Here is a 21,447-nt window from a genome sequence, read left to right on the forward strand (position 1 = left end):
CGCGCGGTCAGCGCACGCGTGCCGGGCCGGTAGTGTCGAGTTCGAGCCGCACCGCGGCCGGCAGCGTGCCGACCCCGAGCGACTCCCTTGCCCGGGTGAGGACGTACCCGTCGAGGTCCTCCCACACGCGCCGGACGTCCGTGCCCTCGGCCAGCCACACGGTGATCCGCAGCGCTGGCTCAGCCGCTGTTCCCACCGCTCGGGCCCTGGCACGCGTAACGCCGTCGACGCTCTCCGCATCCGTTTGCACGGCCCCGGCCAGCGCCCCGGAGGTGACCGTGAGCGTGTCGTCGAGCTGCAGGTCCGGCCGTCGTTCCGGGCGCAGCGAACGGAAAAACCACCACCACCCGAGGACCAGCAGGACGACCCCGAGCACGACCGCCCCGATCCGGGCATACAGCGCATGGTCCCCGACCCAGCCGACGACCAGCGGGTCCAGCACCGGACGATGGCTGCGGAACCGGCCGAGCCAGCCCGTCCCGACCACCAGCGCCCCGGCCCCGCCGAGCACGGCCGCGATGCCGGCCAGCGAGGTCAGCGTGCGTTCGGCGCCGTGTGAACGACCTTGCGCGCGGCGGGCTGGGGTAGCGCTCATCGGTGGTCCTTGGGGGAGTCGACGACGACGGAGACCTTGGGCTGGCGTTGCAGCGGCAGTTCGTCGAGCACCCCGGCAACCGTTTCCAGCAGCCGTGGCCGCAGCTGCGCCTCGTCGGCCAATCGGCTCGTAGCGCGGACCCGTACCCGGCGCGCGCTGGCCGTGACTGACGCACCGCGCACGTTGTCCTGTGCCCGCACTGCCATCCCGACCATCCGGGCGAGCGCCCGCGGCGACGTGCTGACGCTGATGCCGTCGGCCGGATCGGTCATCCGCACTGCGCGATCGCCCGCGCCGAGCGCCAGCAGCAGGAGCAGGATTCCCGCGGCCACCGCGATTCCGGCGGCGATCCGTACCGGCGTGCTGGTCCAGTCCAGTGCGGCCAGCTCGGTTTTCCACTCCGGCCACGGCACGAGCAGCGGCGCCTTGCCCGGCTGCCACCAGGCCCATCCGGCTTCCAGCGCCAGCAACGCCCCACCCGCCGCGACGGCCAGACCGAGCAGCGTGGACAGCAAACGGACGAGAAGGCGCATCATCGCACCCTCGGCGGCACATCCGGCAGCAGCGCGCTCACCCGCACGGCAACGGACCGCACGTGGTACGCCGTGATCCGCTCGACCTCTTCGACGACCTTCGCGCGCACCCGCCCGGTCACCTCGCGCACCGGTGCCGGATAGCGCAGCGCGAGGTCGAGGACCAGGTCGACGTCGTTGTCCTCGCCGCCGACTTTCGCGCTCGCGCCCGACGTTCCGGTGCTGACCCCGGCGACGCGGCGTTCGGTCGCCATGGTGCCGGGCACCAGGTCCGCGGCATGTTGCGCGACCTTCCGGACGACGGCGGGCGCGATGGTGAGCGACCCGCGCTCGGCGGCTTCCGGGAGACTGCGCTCGGCCGCCCGCGTCACTTGTCCCGGCCTTTTCCGAACATGTCGCCGAGGTCGAGTTCGCCGTCGAGGACCCGGCCGACGACCAGCCCGATGATGCCGACCGCGAAGGTCACCAGGAAAGCGGTGAAACCCTGCGTGGCGGCGAGGCCGAGGATCAGCCCGGCGAGGATCCCGGTCTGCGTGGCGTTCAACGTTTCTCCTCCTGGATGTCGGGATTGGTCACTCGACCCGCGTGGACTCGGGTTCGTCTTCCTCGCCGGGCAGGTGGATGTCGTTCACCGCGATGTTGACCTCGGTCACCTCGAGGGCGGTGATCTGCTCGACGGCGGTGATCACGTTGCGGCGCACGGCGCGCGCGACGTCCGCGATCCGGGCGCCGTACTCGACGACGACGTCGAGGTCGATCGCGGCCTGCTTCTCGCCGACCTCCACCGAAACGCCCGCGGTGGAGGTGCTGCCCGACCCGGGGATCCGGTCCCGCAGCGCGCCGATCGCCCGCGACACCCCGCCGCCCAGCGCGTGCACCCCGGGTACCTCACGCGTGGCGAGGGCGGCGATTTTCTGTACCACCAGCGGGGAAATCGTGGTGCGCCCGGCCGACGCGTCCTCGTTCAGCGGGGCGGCGGGCAGGTCGGGCCGGTTCGGGGTCGGCATCGGTTCTCGCTCCCTGTAGCGGTCATGACACGTCCAGTGTCGCCGCGACGGGCTCGCAGTGCCGGAGACGTGCCTGCCGGAACGACCTCCCGACCGGGCGAAAACTCACGCGGGGTCACTCGGATGGGGGAGCTTCGACGTCGATGACGTGCACGTCGACCGCGGGCGGCCGTACGCCGAGCTGACCGGCCAGCGCCGCGGCGAGCCGTTCCCGCAGCAGGTCCGCCGCCTCGTCCGCGAGCACGCCGAACTGCACGGTCGCCAGTAGCTGCAGCCGCCCGCCGACCAGCGCGACCGTCGACACGTGCAGCCCGGGTACCCGCGCCGTCTCCGCCGCCTCGCGCGCGATCCGCAGGAACTCCGGCTCGGTCATCGTGACGCCGCCGAACCGCACCGAGCGCCCGCGGACCCCGTCGAGCGAGCGCAGGACCCGGTCCACCAGCCCGGGTGGCGTCGGTACCGGATGCCGCCCCGCCGCGCGCACGGCGGCCCAGCGCGGGTCCTGCTCGGGGTCCGTCATGGCCGCTCCCTCAACTGCCTGAGCAGCGCCACCCTGGCCCGGTGCAGCCGGGAACGCAAGGCCGGGACGCCGACCTCGAGGATTTCGGCGACCTCCTCGTAGCTCAGCCCCTCCAGTTCGCGCAGCACGAGCGGCACCCGCTGCGCGACGTCGAGCCGGGCGATCGCGCGCAGCACCGCGTCGATCCGCTCGGCGTCCACCACCTGTCGTTCCGGGGTGCTTCGCGTCACCGGGCCGGTCGCCTCGTCCAGGGGCACGGTCGGCCGTTGCCGCCGCACCACCCGGAGCGCGCCGTTCGTGACCACGCGGTACAGCCAGGTGGACACGGCGGACTCCTGCCGGAACGACGGCAGCGCCCGCCATGCGCACAGCCAGGCGTCCTGTACGACGTCCTCGGCCTCGGCGGAAGTGCCGGTGATCCGCAGTGCGACGCGGAACATCATCGGGGTGTGCCGTCGGACGAGCGCGTCGAAGGCAGCGTGGTCGCCGAGAGCGGCCGCCGCGACTAGCTCGCGGTCGCAGTCCATCAGCCGCACCGCGGACGCGGACGCCCGCCCGGTGATGGTGCCCACATACTCCGCACGCCGACCATCCTCCCGCGGCGCCGTAACCGCCCTCGACCGGGGGATCTGCGGTACGCGGGCGTGCTCGGCAGGCCACCCCGGCCCGGTTAGGCTCTCCGACCATGCCCGCAGCTGCCCTGACGGACCGGTTTCCCGAGCTCGGGGCCGACGAGCTGATCGCGTCCCTCGTGCCGCCGCCGCGGTTCGGCGAGGCGCGGTTCTCGACGTACCTGCCCAATCCCGACGAGCCGAGCCAGGCCGCCGCGGTCGAGGGATGTTCCGCGTTCGCCGCGCGGATCAGCGCGGTCCCGGCGAAGAAGTCGCGGCTGCGTTCGCTGTTCGGCGGCGGGTCCGCGGCCCCGGACGGCCCGATGGGGCTCTACCTCGACGGCGGGTTCGGGGTCGGCAAGACCCACCTGCTCGCGTCGGCCTGGCACGCGACCCCGGGCCCCAAGGCGTACGGCACCTTCGTGGAGCTGACCCACCTCGTCGGCGCGCTCGGTTTCCGGAATGCGGTGCAGCGGCTGTCGGAGCACCGGCTGCTCGCGATCGACGAGTTCGAGCTCGACGATCCCGGCGACACCACGCTGGTCAGCAGGCTGCTGCAGGAGCTGACCGACGCGGGCGTCCGCGTGGCCGCGACGTCCAACACCCTGCCGGACAAACTGGGGGAAGGCCGGTTCGCCGCCGAGGACTTCCTGCGCGAGATCCAGGCGCTGTCCCGGCGTTTCGGCGTGGTCCGCGTCGACGGCCCCGACTACCGCCACCGCGGCCTGCCCGACGCGCCGCCGCCGGTCACGGACGAGGAGCTGGCAGCGTCCGCGGCAACGCACGAAGGGTCCACTGTGGACGAATTCGGCGCACTGGTGGCCCATCTGGAGCGGCTGCACCCGTCGCGGTACGGCAAGCTCCTCGACGGCGTGCAGCGGGTGCACCTGAAGCACGTGACCACAGCGCCCGACCAGAACGTCGGCCTGCGCCTGGTCGCGTTCGCCGACCGGCTGTACGACCGGGCGATCCCGGTGGTCGTGTCCGGTGTGCCGCTGCCCGAACTGTTCGGCGAGGAGATGCTGAACGGCGGCTACCGCAAGAAGTACCTGCGTGCGATCAGCCGGTTGACAGCTCTGGCCCGGGACGCGGTGACAGCGCCGCCTGCAACCCGGTGACCACGGCGGCGGCGAAGCACGCGCCGCCCACGATGTCGGTGAGGTAGTGGTAGCCGAGGCCGATCATGCCGACGGTCGCGCACGCGAGCAGCACCGCGCCGATCACGAACGCGAGCACCTTCGGGCGCACCACCAGCACGACCACGACGAGCACGGTCACCAGCGTCACGGTGTGGCCGCTCGGATACGCGAGCGAGCCACCTTTCCATCGGCCGAACGCAGGCTTCAGCACCCAGGTGTTGAGCACGGCCGCGACCAGCGGCGCCGCCACCGCGAGCAGCGCGTCCCGGCGGCGGCGCAGGTACCAGAGCACCCCGGCGATCAGCGCGATCGCGGGCACGAGCACGTACGGCTCGGTGGGCAGGACCAGTGCGTCGAGCAAACGGGTGCTGAGATCGGTGGTGGCGTGGGTGGCGCGCAGGTCCAGCGAGCCGGGCGCGCGGGCGGACACGAGCAGCCCCAGCACGAGCGCAGCCAGCGCGCAGAGCGCGGCGAAAAGGGCAAGCGCCCGCCTGGCGGTCACGGAATCGAGCCTACGCGAAAGTGACCGCCAGCCTGGGCCTGCTCAGCCGCGGACGACCTGGGCGATCGCGTCGATCCCGCGGTCCAGCTCGGCTTCGGTGATCACCAGCGGCGGCGCCACCCGCAGTGTGTGGTCGTGCGTTTCCTTGCACAGCACGCCCAATCCGGCCAGCGCCTCGGACGCCTCGCGCCCGGACGGCCCGCCCGGCGCGATGTCGACCCCGGCCCACAGACCGCGGCCGCGGACCTCCGACACACCGTCGCCGACCAGCTTGGCGAGCCGTTCGTGCAGGTGCGCGCCGAGTTCGGTGGACCGCTTCTGGAACTCGCCGGTGTTCAGCAGCCGCACCACCGCGCGGCCCACGGCGCAGGCCAGCGGGTTGCCGCCGAAGGTCGAACCGTGCTCGCCCGGCTTGAGCATGCCGAGCACGTCCCGCCGCCCGACCACCGCCGACACCGGGAGAATCCCGCCGCCGAGCGCCTTGCCGAGGGTGGACAGGTCGGCCCGGACACCTTCGTGTTCGAGCGCCAGCGTGGTGCCGGTGCGGGCGAGACCGGACTGGATCTCGTCGGCGATCATCAGCACGTCGTTCTCGTCGCAGAGCCGCCGGACCTCGGCGAAGAAGCCCGCCGGAGGCACGATCACCCCCGCTTCGCCCTGGATCGGCTCCATCAGCACGGCTGCGGTGCTCGGCGTGATGGCGGCCTTCAGCGCTGCCGCGTCGCCGTAGGGCACGCGCACGAAGCCCGGGGTGAACGGGCCGTAGTCGGCGCGGGCGGTCTCGTCGTCGGAGAACGACACGATGGTGGTGGTACGGCCGTGGAAGTTCGACCCGGCGACCACGATCTCCGCGGTCCCTTCCGGCACGCCCTTGACCTGGTACGCCCACTTGCGCGCGACCTTCACCGCGGACTCCACGGCCTCGGCGCCGGAGTTCATCGGCAGCACCATCTCGGTGCCGGTGAGCTCGGCCAGTTCCTGGCAGAACAGGCCCATCTGGTCGTGGTGGAAGGCACGCGAGGTGAGCGTGACCCGGCCGAGCTGCGCGGTCGCGGCGGCGATCAGCTCGGGGTTGCGGTGGCCGAAGTTGAGCGCGGAGTAGCCGGCCAGGAAGTCGAGGTAGGACTTCCCGTCGACGTCGGTCACCGAGGCGCCTTCGGCTTCGGCGATGACGACCGGGAGCGGATGGTAGTTGTGCGTGCTCCAGTGCTCGTCGAGCGCGATGAAGCCGGAGGTGGCGGCGGGCCGGGCAGACGCAGTCATGCGTTCAGGCTAGAGGCCGCCCGCGGGGAGTTCAGCCGGGAATCGTTGCTTTTTCCCGTCGTTCATTGCGCAGTTACGGGGTTTGACCGGCGAAATGCTGCGTCGCCCGACCGGATGACACCCGGCCCGGGTCCGCGGCATCGGCGGCCCCCGCGGTTATCGTCGCCGGATGGCGAAGAAAGCGAACGGGAACCGGGTCCGCGACGCGTTCCGGGCGAACGGCGAGCTGCCGCACCCGGCTTCGTCGCCGGTGGGTCCGGAGAAGAAGGACAAGGGCGGCAAGAAACTCGTGTCGGCGGGGGAGCGGCTCGCCGGGCTGCAGGAAGCGCTGTACGCCGAGGGGATCGGCGGCGGCGAGCGCAGCGTCCTGCTGGTGCTGCAGGGCATGGACACCTCCGGCAAGGGCGGCACCGTCGGGCACGTGCTCGGCCTGGTGAACCCGATGGGCGTGCAGTACGCCGGGTTCAAGAAGCCCACGGCCGCCGAGCGACGGCACGATTTCCTGTGGCGCATCCGCCGCCGTCTTCCGGCGCCGGGCCACCTCGGGGTGTTCGACCGTTCGCATTATGAGGACATCCTCGTGCCGCGGGTCCTCGGCGAGCTCGACGCGGCCGAGCGGCGGCAGAGGTACACGCAGATCAACGCCTTCGAGAAAGAGCTTGCCGAAAGCGGGACCACGGTGGTGAAGGTGTTCCTGCACATCTCGCCCGAGGAACAGCTGCGGCGGCTCACCGCGCGGCTGGACCGGCCGGAGAAGCGGTGGAAGTTCGACCCGTCGGACATCGAAGCGCGCCGGGCTTGGCCGTCCTACCAAGCCGCGTACGCCGACGTGTTCAAGCGGACCTCGACCACGCACGCGCCCTGGTACGTCGTGCCTGCCGACCGCAAGTGGTACCGCAACTGGGCGGTCGCCGAGTTGCTCGTGGAGACCTTGACCGAGCTCGGCCCGCAGTTCCCGGAACCCACCTACGACGTGGCCGAGCAGCGCGTCGCGCTGAAGGGTGTTGGCGCCGGCGGCTGATCGTCTGAAAGAGTGCCGGACGTGACCGACTCCGCACTCGACGACCTCCCGTTCCTCCGCCGGCAGGCCCGCACCCAGCGGTTCACGCTCGGCGCGCCCAAGCAGTTCCGGGTCGCGCCGGACGGTTCACGGGTGTTGTTCCTGCGCAGCGCCACCGGCACCGACCCGCGGCACAGCCTGTGGTCGTTCGATCTCGCCACCGGCGAGGAGACGAAGCTCGTGGACGCGGCGGAGCTGCTTGGCGACTTTGGTGACGAGGACCTGCCGCCGGAGGAACGAGCCCGGCGTGAGCGGGCCCGGGAGACCGGCGGCGGTGTGGTGGCGTTCGGCGTGGATGACGCGTTCACGGTGGTCACCTTCACGTTGTCGGGCAAGCTGTACACGCTCGACCTCGCTTCCGGCGAGACGCGGATCTTGGTCGACGGTTCGGTGGTCGATCCGCGGCCGAACCCGACCGGTACGCATGTCGCGTACGTGCGGGATCGGCGGTTGCGCGTGATCGAGCTGGCCACCGGGGAGGATCGCGCGCTCGTCGAGGAGGACGGCGACGACATCTCGTGGGGGCTTGCGGAGTTCATCGCGGCGGAGGAGATGGACCGGACGCGCGGGTACTGGTGGGCGCCGGACGGGCACAGTCTCATCGTGGAGCGGTCGGACCGCGGGCCGGTGCCGCGCTGGACGATCGGCGACCCGGCGAACCCGCAGCAGGCGGCGAATGTCGTCGCGTATCCGTCGGCGGGGTCGGCCAATGCCGAGGTTTCGCTCGCGGTGCTGGGGCTGGACGGCAGCCGGGTCGACGTGGCTCGCGGGGAGTGGGAGTACCTGGTCACCGTGCATTGGTCGGCGGGCGGGGCGCCGTTGCTGGCGGTGCAGCCGCGGGACCAGCGGCGGCTCACCGTGCTGGCGCTGGATCCGGCTGACGGGTCCGTCACCGGACTGCACACCGAGACCGACGAGCATTGGGTGGAGATCGTCCAGGGGGTGCCCGCGTGGACGTCGGACGGGAAGCTGGTGGTGGAGAGCGCCACCGACGGCGACCACCGGCTCGTGGTGGACGGTCAGGCGGTCACCCCGGCCGGAATGCAGCTGCGTTCGGTGTTGCACGTCGGGGCGGAGGTGCTGTTCACCGCATCGGAGGACGACCCGACGCAGGTGCATCTGTACCGGACTTCGCGCGACGGGGTACGTCGTCTGTCTACTGTGGACGGCGTACACGGTGGCTCGGGCAATGCTGCGCTGACGGTGCTCACGTCGTGGAGTTTGGACCACAGTGGACCTACGGTGACCGTGCTCCGGGACGGGGTCCCGGCGGGGTCGATCGGTTCGTCCACTGTGGACCCGGAGATCGTGCCGAACCTGACCTGGCTCACGCTTGGCGACCGCGCGCTGCGGGCGGCTTTGGTGCTGCCACGGGGATACGAGCCGAGCGAGGGCAAGCTGCCGGTGCTGCTCGACCCGTACGGCGGCCCGCATGCGCAGCGGGTTTTGCAGAGCCGCAACGCTTTCCTGACTCCGCAGTGGCTGGCCGACCAGGGCTTCGCCGTGCTGGTGGTGGACGGCCGCGGGTCACCCGGTCGCGGTCCGGCTTGGGAGAAGGAGATCGCCGGTAAGCTGGCTGATGTCACGTTGGCCGACCAGGTCGACGCGCTGCAGGCGGCCGCGGCTTTGCGGCCGGAGCTGGATCTGGAGCGGGTTGCGATCCGGGGTTGGTCGTATGGCGGGTACCTGTCCGCGCTGGCGGTGCTGCGCCGTCCGGACGTGTTCCACGCTGCCGTCGCGGGCGCGCCGGTCACGGACTGGTCGTCGTACGATACCCATTACACTGAAAGGTATCTGGGCACGCCGCAGGACGAACCCGAGAGCTACGAACACAATTCGCTGATCGCGGACGCAGGATCCCTTGCGCGGGCGCTGCTGATCGTGCACGGATTGGCCGACGACAACGTATTCCCGGCCCACTCGCTGCGGCTGTCGTCGGCGTTGCTGGCGAAGGGCCGTCCGCATGTGTTCCTGCCGCTCGCGGGCGCGACGCACATGACGCCGCAGGCCGAAGAGGTCGCGGAAAACCTGATGCGCACACAGGTCGATTGGCTTCATCGGGAACTGGCCGCGGTCGCGGGCGGGAAGGAAGACGGATGAGCCGCTGGGGCTTGACGATCCCGTTCACCGGCGTGCCGCTCGCCGAGCACCGGGCGCTGGTCGAGGAGCTGCCGGATCTCGGGTACACCGATGTGTGGACCGCCGAAACCGCAGGTACGGACGCCTTCGCGCCGCTGGTGCTGGCTTCCCAATGGGCACCGCAACTCCGCTTGGGCACCGCGATCGTGCCGGTGTACACGCGTGGTCCGGGCTTGCTGGCGATGAGCGCGTCAACGCTCGCGGAACTCGCGCCGGGCCGCTTCGTGCTGGGCATCGGAACCTCGTCACCGGTCATCGTGCGCGACTGGAATGCGGGCGCCTTTACCGAGCCGTTTCAGCGATCGCGCGACACGCTGCGGTTCCTCCGCTCGGCGCTGGCGGGGGAGAAGGTGACCGAGGAATACCCGACGTTCGCGGTCTCGCGGTTCCGCCTGGAGCGCGCCCCGGACCCGGCGCCGTCGATCATGCTGGCCGCACTACGCCCCGGCATGCTGCGCCTGGCGGCGGCGGAAGCGGACGGCGCGATCACGAACTGGCTCGCCGCTTCCGACGTACCCCGGGTGCGCGCGGTGGTCGGCCCCGACGTCGAGCTGGTCGCGCGGATTTTCGTGTGCCCCACGGAGGATGCTTCGGTCGCGCGAGGCCTCGGCCGGATGTTGATCTCTTCGTACCTCACAGTACCCGCCTACGCAGCCTTCCACGACTGGCTCGGCCGCGGTGACGCGCTCCGCCCCATGCACGAGGCGTGGGCAGCGGGAGAGCGAAAGCGAGCGAACGAGGTCATCCCGGACGAAGTCGTGGACGCCCTGGTGATCCACGGCAACGCCGACGCGTGCCGCGAGCAGGTGCAGTCCTATGTGGACAACGGGCTGACCACGCCGGTGATCCAGGTACTACCCACGGGAGGCGACGTATTCGCCGAGGTAAGGGGGTTGGCTCCGGCGAGGGGGTGACTTCGGGCTTTTTCTCGCCCTGAGCCGGGTCCTTCGGATCGGCTTTGTCCTGCCTGGCTTGGGTCCCCGGGGCTGGCGGCTCGCCCTTTGTCCTGCCCGGCTTGGGTCTCGCGACCCCCTTGTCCTGCCCGGCGGTGTCCCGGGCCTGGGCCTCCCGGGCCGTCTCGTCTTGCCTTGCCCGGTTGCGGTGCCGGGTCTGGTCTCTCGGATGTCCTCTTCCCGCCTGGCTGGGTGTCGGGCGTGGGTTTCGCGAGGCCGTCTTGTCCGGCCCGGCTTCGTGCCAGGTCTGGTCTCCCGCCCCGCCCCGCCCCGCCCGGCTGCCTGCCGGACCTGGTTTCGCGGACCGCATTGTCCCGCCCAGTTGCGTGCCGGTCAGGTGTCCCGGGCCGCTCCGTCCCGCCCACCTGCGTACCGGGCCGGGGATTCGCAGATCGCCCAGTCCTGCCCCGGTTCGGGCACCGGCCGTTCCCGGTGCGTGGCGTTCGGGTGAAGCGTGGTCTCCCGAATGGCGGACGCGTCGACCGGCGTCCGCACTCCATGCTGGGCACGGGTGCCCACCCGGTCGCAGGCTGTCGGTGGGTGTCCGTATTGTTGCGTAGGGTAGGCAAGGTTACCCTAAGAAAGGCGGTTCGATGGAGGATGCGCCCTCAGCCTGGCTGGCCGGCGGCCCCGGTGGCGCGGAACGGCTGGCCCGCCTGATCCCGGTCGCACTCCGCGGAATGGCGGCAGGCACAGCGGAGCGAGGCGGCCCGGTTCCGTCCGGCGGCCCGGCAGCGGTCGCGGCAACCCTGGCCGCAGGCTCGCCCCGGACGACGGACACCACAAGCGGCGGGACATTGCCGGAACCTGCGTCGCCCGGGGACGCCCACGGCGATGCACCTACGCGGAGTGGCAGTCTTCCCGGCTCGGCCATTCCCGCGGACATCCTCGCCGATGCACCCACGCCGACGGGGGCTCTTTCCGGCCCAGCTCTTCCCGTCGATGTCCTCGGTGAGGCACCCGCGCCGAGTGGCGGTCTTCTCAGCCCAGCCCTTCCCTCCGACGTCCTCGGTCAGCCACCCGCGCCGGCACGTGGTCTTCCCCACCAAGCCCTCCTCACCGATGCACCCGCACCGACCGGCCCTCTTCCCACCCCGGCTTGCCCCACCGACCACCCAAGTCACGCCCACGACTTCCTCCCCCGGGCAGGTGTCGGGGCCGAGCAAGCCCTCGAAGAGCTCACCACCCTCCTCGCCGCCGGATCTGCCGACCCTGCCGACCCGGCCTGTGCCGCGCACCTCCACTGCCCCCCGCTGGCCGTCTCCGTGGCGGCCGACGTCGTTGCCTCCGCGCTCAACCCCTCCATGGATTCCTGGGACCAAGCACCCGTCGCGAGTGAGATCGAGCGCCAGTTCACCACCGGCATCGCACGCCTCTGCTACCCGCAAGCCGCGCGGCCGGATGCCCTCATCACCACCGGCGGGACCGAATCCAACCTCCTCGGCCTCCTGCTCGCCCGCGAGACCTCGGCGACCCGGCCGGTCTGCGGCGCCAACTCGCACCACAGCGTCGCGCGCGCGGCCTGGTTGCTCGGGCTGCCTGCGCCCGTCGTCGTGCCCTGTCTCGACGATCGCTTGGTTCCCTCCGCGCTGGCCGCCGCGCTCGCGCCGCTCGGTGCGCAGGCGGTGGTCGTCGCGACGGCCGGGACCACCAACACCGGCCGGATCGACCCGTTGCCCGAGATCGCCGAGATCTGCCGTCGCACTGGCGCGCGGCTGCACGTCGACGCGGCGTACGGCGGGCTCGCGCTCTGCAGTGAAACCCTCCGTGACCGCGTCGCCGGGCTTGAGTTGGCCGACTCCGTCGCGCTCGACCTGCACAAATTCGGCTGGCAGCCGGTCGCCGCGGGGGTGTTCGCCGCGCGCGAGGAGTCGGCTCTGCAGTCGCTCACCGTCCGCGCCGAGTACCTCAACGCCGACGACGACACCGAAGCCGGTCTTCCCGATCTGCTCGGCCGTTCGCTGCGCACGTCTCGCCGTCCGGACGCGTTCCGCATGGCCGTCACCCTTCGCGCGCTCGGTACCGCGGGCGTCGGCGAGCTCGTGGAACGCTGCTGTGCCACGGCTTCCGGCGTGCACGCGCTCATCGACGGCCATCCGGCGCTGCGCTCGTGGGGTGCGCCCGAACTGTCCACAGTGGTCTTCCGCCCGAATCGGGCCGACGAGCTGTCCGGCCCGGCCGGTGACGAGCTCGTCGCGCAGGTCCGCCGTACCCTCCTCGAAGACGGCGCCGCGGTGATCGGCCGCGCTGCGTTGCCGACCGGTCCGGACGGAACCACCCAGCTGTGGCTCAAGCTCACCCTTCTGCACCCGCACACCACGCCTGCCGACTACCGCGCGTTGCTGGACACGGTGGCGGCCGCGGCGCAAGCCGTCGAAAAGCAGGAAAGCCCGGTCGCGTCGTGAGGCGCTTCGACCTCGCGGGCGTCGGGATCGGGCCGTTCAACCTTTCCCTTGCCGCGCTGGCCGATCCGCTGGACCTGGACGTCGTGCTCTTCGACGCGCGCCCGGAGTTCCGCTGGCACCCCGGCCTGCTCGTGGACGGCGCAACACTGCAGGTGCCGTTCCTCGCCGACCTGGTATCGCTCGTCGACCCCACCAGCCGCCACTCGTTCCTCAACTACCTGCGCGAACGCGGCCGCCTGCTGCCGTTCTACTTCGCCGAACGGTTCCACCTGCCGCGCGCGGAGTACGACGACTACGGCCGCTGGGCTGCCGCGCGGCTGCCGTCGTGCCGGTTCGGGCACGAGGTCACCGGGCTGCGCTGGGTACCCGAGGAGGACGCGTTCGAGCTCGGCGGCACCGATCCGGTGCTCGCGGAGGCCGTGGTGCTCGGCGTCGGCACGCAGCCGAGCGTGCCGGAACCGTTGCAGCCCTTGGTGTCCGCGCCCGACGTGCTCGCCCTGCACTCCGCCGACTACCTCACGCATCGCGCGGACCTGCTCGCCGCGGAGCGCGTGACGGTGGTCGGCTCGGGACAGTCGGGCGCGGAGGTGTTCCTCGACCTGCTGCGCGCACGGTCCACTGTGGACGGTCTGCGCTGGCTGGCGAGGACGCCGGCGTTCGCCCCGATGGAATACTCTAAACTGGGGCTGGAGCAGTTCACCCCAGACTACACGAAATTCTTCCACGGCCTCCCCGAACCGGTCCGCGACGAGTTGCTGCCTTCGCAATGGCAGCTGTACCAAGGGATCGACGCCGAAACGATGGCCGCGATCCACGACGAGCTGTACCGGCGCAGCATCGGCGGCGGCTGGCCCGAAGCGGTGCTCACGCCGGGGGTCGAGGTGGTGTCGGCAAAAGTCGGTGACGACATCGAGCTGTCCCTGCAGCAGGTGCAGCAAGGAATAATGGGCACACATCGGACGTCCGCGGTCGTCGCGGCCACCGGATATGCCGAAACGCCCACCGGGCCGCTGCTGCAGGGCCTCGGCGACGCGGTGCGCCGGGATGCCAAGGGGCGCCTCGTGATCGGGGCGGACTACCGCGTGCAGCTCGACGTGCCCGGATCCCTTTTCGTCCAGAACGCCGAGCGGCACACGCACGGCCCGGGCGCGCCGGATCTCGGCCTCGGCGCCTGGCGCGCGGCGGCGATTCTCAATGCTGTGTGCGGAAAAACGGTGTACGACCTGCCTGAGCGCACCGCCTTCACCACGTTCGGCCTCGACCAGACGGAGGACCTGTGACCCTCACCGACGACGCCGCCTGGCGGGCCGCGGGCTCGCTCGTCACGCACAAGATGCTCGGCGAGCTGTCCTACGAAGCGTTGCTGGAGCCCAAACCCGGCGAACCGGCGCGCGCCGGGCACCGCAGCTGGCTGCTGGACCTGCCGAGCGTCCAGTACCGTTTCGAGGCGCGTCGCGGTGCCTTCGAATCGTGGACTGTCTTGCCTGGCAGTGCTTTTCGCCGCGCTGACGATACGGATACCCCCGCGGACGACCCACGCGCGCTGATCGTCGATGCGCGCGAACAGCTCGGTCTCACTGGTCTCCGGCTAGCTGACGTCCTTGCCGAGTTGACCGCAACTGTGGCCAATGAAGCAACCCGATTGCGGCGCGCTCCGAGTGCCGCCACGCTGTCCACAATGGACTACAACCTGGCCGACGGGCACCTCACCGGGCATCCGCGGCTGGTGCTGAACAAGGGCCGCGTCGGGTTTTCCGCCCGCGATCGGGCTCGCTATGCGCCGGAATCCGGTGCGGACATCCGGTTGCGCTGGTACGCTGTACACCGAGATCTCGCGCAGTTCCGCAGTGTTGCCGGTTTGAGTGTCGATGCTTTGCTGCGCGAGGAATTGGACGACGAAACCCGTGCGGAGTTCACCGCGCGCGTGGCGCGGCTGGGTGATCCTGCGGACTACGTCTGGGTGCCGGTCCATCCGTGGCAGGCCGACGAAATCGTGGGCACGCTCTATGCGGCCGAGCTGGCCACCGGCCGGATGGCCGAGCTGGGCGAGAGCCGTGACGTCTACCGTCCACATCAGACAGTCCGGACGCTGGCCAACCGCTCGCGCCCGCGTCGGCGTGACGTGAAAACCGCGGTTTCGGTACGGAATACGCTGGTCTACCGCGGGCTGAACTCGGCGGCGACGCTCGCCGGTCCGTCGGTCACCGAATGGCTGCGCCGGATCGACGCGGCCGACCCGCTGCTGTCCGGGAAGTACCGCTTCGAGCTGCTCGGCGAGGTGGCGAGCGTGTCCGTGCGGCATCCGCTGTTCGGCGCGCTGGAGGAGCTGCCGTACCGATTCCATGAGACACTCGGCGCATTGTGGCGGGAGCCGCTCGTCGCGCGGCTCGGCGATGGTGAGCAGGCGATTTCCTTTGCCGCACTGCCTTATCGGGACGCGGCAGGCGAATCCGTGCTGACCCAGTTGATCACCCGATCCGGCGACGGCGCGGAAAACTGGCTTTCTCGGCTGCTAGACTTGGTGCTCACGCCCCTCCTGCATTGGCTTCTTCGTTATGGTGTCGGATTCTGCCCCCATGGTCAAAACCTTGTCCTGATCGTCGATGCCGAAGGCCGTCCCCTGCGTGTTGCGATCAAGGATTTCGCCCAAGGTGTCGACCTGCTCGACGAGGAATTGCCGTGCTACGCCGAACTTCCGGCCGACGCCGCGGCCGACATGCTGCGCTGGCCCGCGCATCTGCTCGCGCAGTCGCTGTTCAGCTCGGTGTTCTCCGGACAGCTGCGGTTCTGGGCCGAGATCCTGCTGGACGACCTCGGCCTGGCGCGCGGTGATTTCTGGGCGCTGGTCCGGGCGGTCGTCGGCCGCTACCGCGACGAAAACCCGGACGTCGCCGAGCGGTTCGACGCCTGCCGGTTGTTCGCGCCGGACGTCGAACGCGTCACGCTGAACCGCGAACACCTAGCCGGACAAGGCTTCGACAAAGTCGAACGCGACGACGAGTTCGACGTCCGCTGGGGGCGCGTCCCGAATCCCTTGCCCGCGCCCGATCCGGACGGCGCGTGGTGAGCCCGTTCGAGCGTCCCGTCGGGCCGCGGTCGCTGGCCGTCCGCGCGGAAGCGGGCGCGGCGGCCGCGGGAGTGCTGCGGCGCGTGCTCGCCGAGGACGGTGCGCGGCTTCTCCTGCTGGTACCCGATCCGCACGCGCGATTCGCCGCCGTGGAGCTGGCCGCGCCGTTCGCCGCCGAGGTCTTGACCAGCGGGTACGGCGTGTGCAGCTACGTTTTCGCCTGGACCCCCGAGCGCGAACCACTGCCGGAAACCGGGCCGCTGAAGCCGTATCTCGGCGGTTTCGGTGACCTGCCGGTCCGGCTCGACGCGGCGACCGCGTTCCCGCTGGGGGACCGGACGTGGGCGGTGGTCGGGGATGCGGAGTTCCCGTCGGGGACACCGGCCGGGCTGGCGCCGCGCACGGTGCTGCGGGACCAGCTGGCCCGCTTGGAGGAGCACGGGCTGGTCCCGTCGATCGGGATCGAGCACGAGGTCGTTTTCCGAACTGCGGAAGGGGTTCCGCTCACCGGGCACGGTGTTGACTATGCCCTCGGCGGCACGGAAAGCCTGACGCCGCTGCTCGCCGATCTGCGTTCCGCGGCGGCCGGGCTGGGCGTCGAATCGGCGCGGGCGGAGTGCCATCCGGGGCAGTACGAGGTCGTGCTGCGGCACCGGGATGCGCTCGCCGCGTGCGATGACGCGCTGCTGTTGCAGCTGGTCACCCGTCGCGTCGCCGCTCGGCATGACCTGCGCGCCGACTACCTGGCCGCGCCGGAACCGGGGCAGGGCAATTCGTGTCACGTCCACCTTTCACTGTCCACTTCGGACGGTCCGGCCGGGTTCCCTTTTGTGCTAGGCTCGTTTCTGGCTGGGGTGTTGAGGGATGCACGAGCATTGTCTGCGATCTTGGCGCCGACGTGGAACAGCTATGTCCGGCTGCGCACCGCGCCGTTCTCGCCGCGGGACCTGCGATGGGGCCCGGACGACCGGACGGCTGCGGTACGGCTCTGCGGCCCGTCGTCCGCACCACGGCTGGAATTCCGCTTCGCGGGCGCCGACGCCCAGCCGCACCTCGTGGTCGCCGCCCTGCTCGCCGCAGGTACGGCGGGCCTGGCGGAACGGCTGACCCCGCCTGACGCGGGCACGCCGTGCGGGCAGCTGGCCGGGTCGCCCTGGGAGGCCCTGGAGCTGCTGGAGGAGGGTCGCGTCGCGGATCTGCTGGGCGAGGACGTCGCCGCACAGCAGGCTGCGCTGCTGCGGGAGGAACTCGACGCGGGCCTGGCCGCGGTCACCGACCTGCAACGCCGCCGGGGTGCGCTGCGGTCCTGAGCGGCTCGGCGCAGGGCGCCTCGGCGCAGGACACCTCGGTGCCGGACTCAGGCGAGGTGGATGCGTACCGCCGCCCCTAAAAGGTGGAAGGGTACTTCCCGAATACTTTGGTCTTCTCGCTGGCCGTTGTCCCGGGGGGCGATCGGCCTCGCTGCTCACCGCTGAGGTGCCCGGCGGTCCTGAACGACCGCTGTCCGGCGGGTGACGACCTGGTCCGCGGGACTTGCGCCGCCCCGCGTGAGTGCGCAGGCTCGGTGCCGTGAGCGAACACGAGTACGACCTCATCGTCATCGGCTCCGGTCCGGGTGGGCAGAAGGCCGCCATCGCGGCGGCGAAACTGGGGAAGAAGGTCGCGGTCGTCGACCGGCACGACATGGTCGGCGGCGTCTGCGTCAACACGGGCACCATCCCGTCGAAGACGCTGCGCGAAGCCGTGCTGTACCTGACCGGCATGAACCAGCGCGAGCTGTACGGCGCGAGCTACCGGGTGAAACAGGACATCACGATCGCGGACCTGATGGCGCGCACGCAGCACGTCGTCGGCCGCGAGGTGCAGGTGGTGCGCGCGCAGCTGCTGCGCAACCACGTGGACCTGGTGGTCGGCACGGGCTCGTTCGCGGATCCGCACACCGTCCTCGTCGACGGCAAGCACCGCGGCGACCGGCGCACGATCACCGGCGACTACGTCGTGATCGCCACCGGCACCCGCCCGGCGCGCCCGGGGAATGTCGACTTCGACGCCGTGCGCGTCCTCGATTCCGACGAGATCCTGCGGATGGAGGAGATCCCGTCGTCGCTGGTCGTCGTGGGTGCGGGGGTGATCGGGATCGAGTACGCGTCGATGTTCGCCGCGCTCGGCTCGCGCGTGACCGTCGTCGAGCAGCGGGACCAGATGCTCGATTTCTGCGACCCGGAAATCGTCGAATCGCTCAAGTTCCAGCTGCGCGACCTGGGTGTCACGTTCCGGTTCGGCGAGAAGGTGGCGAACGTGGCGGTGTCCGACGATTCGACCGTCACCACGCTGGTCAGCGGCAAGCGGATCCCGGCCGACGCGGTGATGTACTCGGCCGGCCGGCAGGGGATGACCGGGGCGCTGGCACTGGAGGCGGCCGGACTCACCGCGGACGCGCGCGGTCGGCTGGTGGTCGACGAGCACTACCGGACCGGGGTCGAGCACGTCTATGCGGTCGGCGACGTGATCGGGTTCCCGGCGCTCGCGGCGACGTCGATGGACCAGGGCAGGCTCGCGGCGTACCACGCGTTCGGCGAACCGGCGAACGACATCGGTGCGCTGCAGCCGATCGGGATCTACACGATCCCGGAGATCTCGTACGTGGGCGCGACGGAGGCGCAGCTGACGTCGTCTTCGGTGCCGTACGAGGTCGGCATCGCGCGGTATCGCGAGCTGGCGCGCGGGCAGATTTCCGGGGACAGCTATGGGATGTTGAAGCTTCTCGTATCGACAGCCGACAAGAAACTGTTGGGAGTACACGTTTTCGGCACCGGAGCGACCGACCTCGTGCACATCGGGCAAGCCGTGATGGGCTGCGGCGGCACGGTGGATTACCTGGTGGACGCGGTGTTCAACTACCCGACGCTGTCCGAGGCGTACAAGGTCGCCGCCCTCGACGCGACCAACAAGATCCGCGCGCTGGAGCGCTTCTCGGGGTAATCCGTTCGAACATATGTTTGACAGCGCTTAGAACATGTGTTCGAATAGATGGGTGCGTTGGGAACAGCTGCGAGCAGGGAGGGAGGAGCCGGTACTGCCGGGCCTCGGGGCTTTCGGAGAAGTGGTGCGCTCCGTGCGGGTCCCGGAGTTCGACGGGGTCACCTTCCACGAGGTGCGTGCCCGGTCGGTGCTGAACCGGGTACCCGAGGCGTCGCAGGTGCCGTTCCGGTGGTCGGTCAATCCGTACCGGGGATGCTCGCACGCGTGCACGTACTGCCTCGAAGGCGATACGCCGGTGCTGATGGCCGACGGGCGGGCGAAACCGATTGCCGAACTGCGCGCGGGTGACCGGATCATGGGCACGCGCGGCCACGGCGTCGCGCGGCGGCTGGTGCCCACGGAGGTGCTGGCGCACTGGACCACCGTGCGGGAGGCGTACCGGATTTCGCTCGACGACGGCACCCGCATCGTCGCTGGTCCGGACCACCGGTTCCTCAGCTCGCGCGGCTGGAAGTACGTCACCGGCAGCAGGCTGGGCAGGGCGCAGCGTCCGCATCTGGAGGCAGGCGCGGAACTGGTCGGCGGTGGCCGGTTCATGCGCACACCGGACGACACGCTCGGCTATCGCGCGGGGTACCTGTGCGGGATGCTGCGCTCCGGCGGGTTCGCCGCGGAGGCCGACGCGGCCGCGCGGGCGCTGGCCTACTTGCCGGACTTCGGGTCGTCGGTGGGCTTCATGCGGATCCCGAAGGAGCCCGACGCGCACTGGTCGCGCGGGTTCCTGGCCGGGCTGTTCGACCTCGCGGGCGGCTACCGGCGCGGGATCCTGTCGATCGCGCACGACGAGACCGAGGTCGTGGACACGCTGTTCGTCGCGCTGGACCGGTTCTCGTTCGGATACGAGACGGTCGGCCACCGGCAGCATCCGGGCCGCCGCCAGGCACGGCTCACCGGCGGAACCGGCGAAGTCCTGCGGTTCCTGCATCTGGTCGACCCGGCAGTCGAGTGGAAACGCTCGCTCGACGGAACGGTGATCGGCGGGGTCCGGCGCACAGTCACGTCGGTCGCGTCGCTGGGGATGGAGCTGCCGCTGTTCGACATCACGACGGGCACTGGCGATTTCGTGGCCGACGGGATGGTGTCGCACAACTGTTTCGCGCGGAACACGCACAAGTACCTGGATTTCGACGCCGGGCGGGATTTCGACACCCAGGTCGTGGTGAAGGTCAACGCACCGGAAGTGCTTGCCGCGCAACTGAAACGCCCGAGCTGGCAACGGGAGCCGGTGGCGATGGGCACGAACACCGACCCGTACCAGCGGGTCGAAGGCCGCTACCGGCTGATGCCGGGCATCATCCGCGCGCTCGCGGATTCCGGCACGCCACTGTCGATCCTCACGAAGGGCACAATGCTGAGCCGCGACCTGCCACTGCTGGAGTCGGCAGGCAAGGACGTGCCGGTGCACCTGGCGGTCTCACTGGCCCTGCTGGACCGCGACCTGCAGCGGCGCCTGGAACCGGGCACGCCGAGCCCCCGGGCGAGACTGGACCTGATCCGCAAGGCCGCCGCGTCGGGGCTGCCTTGCTCGGTGATGGTCGCGCCGGTGCTGCCGTACCTGACAGATTCGGTGGAGGCGCTGGACCCGCTGCTCGCCGCATTGGTCGAAGCCGGGGCGACCAGCGTGACGGTCCTGCCGCTGCACCTCCGTCCGGGCGCGCGGGAGTGGTTTGCGGAGTGGCTGAAGCGGACGTACCCGGAGCTGGTGCCGAGGTACCGCCGGTTGTACGCACGGGGGAGTTACGTGGACCGCGGGTATCGGGAACGGCTGGCGGCGCGGGTGGGTCCATTGCTGCGACGGCACGGTCTGGACCCACGCAGGCGCAACGAACACCGCACGGGAGTGGCTGATCCCCCGGGGACGGGTACGCCCGGGGTACCGGTGCAGCGGATGGGGGAGCGGGCGGCTGAGTCGCCAGGTCTCTCGCCCGGGGTGGCCGAGCCGCTAGGTCGCTCGCCCGGCGTGGGTGAGTCGCCTGGTCTCTCGCCCAGGGCGGCCGAGCCGCCTGATCCGAAGCGGAAGGCAGGGTCCGGGCAGCTCTCGCTCCGGACGGGCAGGACGGCGTCCGGGCAGGCAGCCCCATCGCCCGGCGCAGGTAATACGGCGGCCGAGCCGCCGGACGCGGAGCAGAAGACGGGGGAGGCGGAACAGTTGCGACTGCTGTGAACATCGGCCGCAGGTGCTCACCGCTACCCGCCCCGGCCCGCAGCCTCGCTGGCGCCACTCAGCCGGTCGAGCCGAGCCGGTCCGTGCCCGGTTCGCAGCCTCGGCGGCGCCGCCCAGCAGGTGGGGTCGAGTCCGTTCGTGCCCGACTTGCCGCGTTGGTGACGCCGCCCAACCGGTGGGGTCGAGCCTGCTCGTGCCCGGCCCGCCACCGCGGCGTACTGCCCAAGCGCCGGGATCAAGCCTGGGTCGCACCGGCCCCGCCGCCCCGGCGACCCAGTGACCCGGCGGCGCCGCCCAGCCCGTGGAGTCGCGCCTGCTCGTGCCCGGCTCGCCGCCTCGGTGGCACCGTCCGGGCACCGGGGTCAAGCCTGTTCGCACCCGGCCCGCCACCTGACCGGCTCCACCGGCTCCACCGGTCCACCGGCACCACTGCCGCCACCGGTCCAA

19 protein-coding genes are annotated in these 21,447 nt (G+C 71.0%); 10 read left to right on the plus strand and 9 right to left on the minus strand.

Going from position 1 to position 21,447, the window contains the following annotated elements; all coding sequences use genetic code 11:
• Positions 1 to 7: 7 nt before the first annotated feature.
• The 7 genes from OO71_RS21455 to OO71_RS21485 form a co-directional block, all read right to left on the minus strand.
• Positions 8 to 595, minus strand: coding sequence for a hypothetical protein (locus OO71_RS21455; RefSeq protein WP_033291625.1), 588 nt, complete (start codon positions 593 to 595; stop codon positions 8 to 10).
• Positions 592 to 1,128, minus strand: a complete 537-nt coding sequence (locus OO71_RS21460; RefSeq protein WP_033291705.1) for a DUF6286 domain-containing protein — start codon at positions 1,126 to 1,128, stop codon at positions 592 to 594. Before OO71_RS21460 ends, OO71_RS21455 begins: the two co-directional genes overlap by 4 nt.
• Positions 1,128 to 1,499, minus strand: coding sequence for an Asp23/Gls24 family envelope stress response protein (locus OO71_RS21465; RefSeq protein WP_033291626.1), 372 nt, complete (start codon positions 1,497 to 1,499; stop codon positions 1,128 to 1,130). The genes OO71_RS21460 and OO71_RS21465 overlap by 1 nt, the downstream gene beginning before the upstream one ends.
• The gene (locus tag OO71_RS51305; protein WP_033291627.1) at positions 1,496 to 1,672 is read right to left on the minus strand and encodes a hypothetical protein; all 177 of its coding nucleotides are present in this window, start codon (positions 1,670 to 1,672) and stop codon (positions 1,496 to 1,498) included. Before OO71_RS51305 ends, OO71_RS21465 begins: the two co-directional genes overlap by 4 nt.
• A gap of 28 nt (positions 1,673 to 1,700) precedes the next feature.
• Positions 1,701 to 2,135: an Asp23/Gls24 family envelope stress response protein gene (locus tag OO71_RS21475; protein ID WP_033291628.1), complete on the minus strand. Its 435-nt coding sequence runs from the start codon at positions 2,133 to 2,135 to the stop codon at positions 1,701 to 1,703.
• A gap of 115 nt (positions 2,136 to 2,250) precedes the next feature.
• Positions 2,251 to 2,655 carry a hypothetical protein gene (locus OO71_RS21480; RefSeq protein WP_033291629.1) on the minus strand — a complete coding sequence of 135 codons (405 nt, stop codon included), beginning with the start codon at positions 2,653 to 2,655 and terminating at the stop codon, positions 2,251 to 2,253.
• Complete coding sequence (locus OO71_RS21485; protein ID WP_033291706.1) at positions 2,652 to 3,182, minus strand: RNA polymerase sigma factor; 531 nt, start codon at positions 3,180 to 3,182, stop codon at positions 2,652 to 2,654. Before OO71_RS21485 ends, OO71_RS21480 begins: the two co-directional genes overlap by 4 nt.
• Positions 3,183 to 3,340: 158 nt before the next feature.
• On the opposite strand from OO71_RS21485, the gene zapE reads away from it, so the two are divergent.
• Positions 3,341 to 4,384: a cell division protein ZapE gene (zapE, locus tag OO71_RS21490; protein ID WP_033291630.1), complete on the plus strand. Its 1,044-nt coding sequence runs from the start codon at positions 3,341 to 3,343 to the stop codon at positions 4,382 to 4,384.
• Here zapE and OO71_RS21495 read toward each other — a convergent pair.
• Both OO71_RS21495 and rocD read right to left on the minus strand, forming a co-directional pair.
• Positions 4,326 to 4,907, minus strand: a complete 582-nt coding sequence (locus tag OO71_RS21495) for a phosphatase PAP2 family protein (protein ID WP_033291631.1) — start codon at positions 4,905 to 4,907, stop codon at positions 4,326 to 4,328. The genes zapE and OO71_RS21495 overlap by 59 nt on opposite strands.
• A 42-nt stretch (positions 4,908 to 4,949) precedes the next feature.
• Entirely contained in the window at positions 4,950 to 6,170 is a 1,221-nt protein-coding gene (gene rocD / locus OO71_RS21500; protein WP_033291632.1) for an ornithine--oxo-acid transaminase, read from the minus strand.
• Positions 6,171 to 6,339: 169 nt separating this feature from the next.
• Between rocD and OO71_RS21505 the strand changes: the two genes are divergently transcribed.
• From OO71_RS21505 to OO71_RS21550, 9 genes are all read left to right on the plus strand, one after another.
• Positions 6,340 to 7,191, plus strand: coding sequence for a PPK2 family polyphosphate kinase (locus OO71_RS21505; RefSeq protein WP_033291633.1), 852 nt, complete (start codon positions 6,340 to 6,342; stop codon positions 7,189 to 7,191).
• Positions 7,192 to 7,212: 21 nt separating this feature from the next.
• On the plus strand, positions 7,213 to 9,330 hold the full coding sequence (locus OO71_RS21510; RefSeq protein WP_033291707.1) for a S9 family peptidase: 2,118 nt from the start codon (positions 7,213 to 7,215) through the stop codon (positions 9,328 to 9,330).
• Complete coding sequence (locus tag OO71_RS21515; RefSeq protein WP_033291634.1) at positions 9,327 to 10,283, plus strand: LLM class F420-dependent oxidoreductase; 957 nt, start codon at positions 9,327 to 9,329, stop codon at positions 10,281 to 10,283. The genes OO71_RS21510 and OO71_RS21515 overlap by 4 nt, the downstream gene beginning before the upstream one ends.
• A 719-nt stretch (positions 10,284 to 11,002) precedes the next feature.
• A complete protein-coding gene (locus tag OO71_RS21525; RefSeq protein ID WP_084145125.1) occupies positions 11,003 to 12,727 on the plus strand; it encodes a pyridoxal phosphate-dependent decarboxylase family protein in 1,725 nt (574 codons plus the stop codon).
• Complete coding sequence (locus OO71_RS21530; RefSeq protein WP_033291637.1) at positions 12,724 to 14,007, plus strand: lysine N(6)-hydroxylase/L-ornithine N(5)-oxygenase family protein; 1,284 nt, start codon at positions 12,724 to 12,726, stop codon at positions 14,005 to 14,007. The genes OO71_RS21525 and OO71_RS21530 overlap by 4 nt, the downstream gene beginning before the upstream one ends.
• Positions 14,004 to 15,794, plus strand: a complete 1,791-nt coding sequence (locus OO71_RS21535; protein ID WP_033291638.1) for an IucA/IucC family protein — start codon at positions 14,004 to 14,006, stop codon at positions 15,792 to 15,794. The genes OO71_RS21530 and OO71_RS21535 overlap by 4 nt, the downstream gene beginning before the upstream one ends.
• Positions 15,791 to 17,104 carry a type I glutamate--ammonia ligase gene (locus OO71_RS21540; protein WP_033291708.1) on the plus strand — a complete coding sequence of 438 codons (1,314 nt, stop codon included), beginning with the start codon at positions 15,791 to 15,793 and terminating at the stop codon, positions 17,102 to 17,104. The genes OO71_RS21535 and OO71_RS21540 overlap by 4 nt, the downstream gene beginning before the upstream one ends.
• A gap of 259 nt (positions 17,105 to 17,363) precedes the next feature.
• Positions 17,364 to 18,776: a Si-specific NAD(P)(+) transhydrogenase gene (gene sthA / locus OO71_RS21545; RefSeq protein WP_051791821.1), complete on the plus strand. Its 1,413-nt coding sequence runs from the start codon at positions 17,364 to 17,366 to the stop codon at positions 18,774 to 18,776.
• A gap of 34 nt (positions 18,777 to 18,810) precedes the next feature.
• Positions 18,811 to 21,000 carry an intein-containing Rv2578c family radical SAM protein gene (locus OO71_RS21550; RefSeq protein WP_211260572.1) on the plus strand — a complete coding sequence of 730 codons (2,190 nt, stop codon included), beginning with the start codon at positions 18,811 to 18,813 and terminating at the stop codon, positions 20,998 to 21,000.
• Positions 21,001 to 21,447 lie beyond the last annotated feature (447 nt).

This window comes from Amycolatopsis jejuensis, from assembly GCF_000717335.1.
GTDB classification, from domain to species: domain Bacteria; phylum Actinomycetota; class Actinomycetes; order Mycobacteriales; family Pseudonocardiaceae; genus Amycolatopsis; species Amycolatopsis jejuensis.

Coding starts and splice junctions, on each gene's coding strand:
- OO71_RS21455 (WP_033291625.1), bottom strand. CDS start 595: ATGAGCGCTACCCCAGCCCGCCGCGCGCAAGGTCGTTCACACGGCGCC.
- OO71_RS21460 (WP_033291705.1), bottom strand. CDS start 1,128: ATGCGCCTTCTCGTCCGTTTGCTGTCCACGCTGCTCGGTCTGGCCGTC.
- OO71_RS21475 (WP_033291628.1), bottom strand. CDS start 2,135: ATGCCGACCCCGAACCGGCCCGACCTGCCCGCCGCCCCGCTGAACGAG.
- OO71_RS21480 (WP_033291629.1), bottom strand. CDS start 2,655: ATGACGGACCCCGAGCAGGACCCGCGCTGGGCCGCCGTGCGCGCGGCG.
- OO71_RS21485 (WP_033291706.1), bottom strand. CDS start 3,182: ATGGACTGCGACCGCGAGCTAGTCGCGGCGGCCGCTCTCGGCGACCAC.
- zapE (WP_033291630.1), top strand. CDS start 3,341: ATGCCCGCAGCTGCCCTGACGGACCGGTTTCCCGAGCTCGGGGCCGAC.
- rocD (WP_033291632.1), bottom strand. CDS start 6,170: ATGACTGCGTCTGCCCGGCCCGCCGCCACCTCCGGCTTCATCGCGCTC.
- OO71_RS21505 (WP_033291633.1), top strand. CDS start 6,340: ATGGCGAAGAAAGCGAACGGGAACCGGGTCCGCGACGCGTTCCGGGCG.
- OO71_RS21515 (WP_033291634.1), top strand. CDS start 9,327: ATGAGCCGCTGGGGCTTGACGATCCCGTTCACCGGCGTGCCGCTCGCC.
- OO71_RS21525 (WP_084145125.1), top strand. CDS start 11,003: ATGGCGGCAGGCACAGCGGAGCGAGGCGGCCCGGTTCCGTCCGGCGGC.
- OO71_RS21550 (WP_211260572.1), top strand. CDS start 18,811: ATGTGTTCGAATAGATGGGTGCGTTGGGAACAGCTGCGAGCAGGGAGG.